Annotated in this window: 1 protein-coding gene; it reads right to left on the bottom strand. The window is 41.0% G+C overall.

The window, feature by feature from the left end; all coding sequences use genetic code 11:
• The coding region (locus ACVUH9_RS22285) for a S1 RNA-binding domain-containing protein (protein WP_475761029.1) at window positions 1-503 on the bottom strand (503 nt) is incomplete at both ends.

The following is a 503-nucleotide window of genomic DNA, read 5'->3' as shown; positions in this document are numbered from 1 at the left end:
AGTCAGTAAGATTTTTGATAGTACCAGTAACTGTTTGACCTTCTTCAAGCTGAGCAAGAAGAGCTTCACGGTCAGCTGAAGATTCAGCTTCCATAACAGCACGACGAGATACAACAACGTTGTTACGTTTAGCATCAAGTTTGATTACTTTAAATTCTAACTCTTTACCTTCTAAGTGAGTAGTATCACGAATAGGACGAGTATCAACTAAAGAACCTGGAAGGAACGCACGAACTGGACCGATGTCAACAGTGAAACCGCCTTTAACTTTACCAGAGATAACACCAGTAACGATTTCGCCGTCTTCAAAGATTTTTTCAAGTTTAGTCCAAGTTTCAGCACGTTTCGCTTTTTCACGTGATAAAACTGTTTGACCCATGCCGTTGTCAAGCGCTTCAACAACAACATCAACAGTGTCGCCAACTTGAACTTCAAGTTCGCGTTGTTCATTTAAGAATTCAGCGCGGTCAACAATACCTTCTGATTTAAGGCCAGTGTCAACT

This window comes from Patulibacter ginsengiterrae (assembly GCF_056269115.1).
This window is presented reverse-complemented; position numbering and strand designations above follow the sequence as displayed.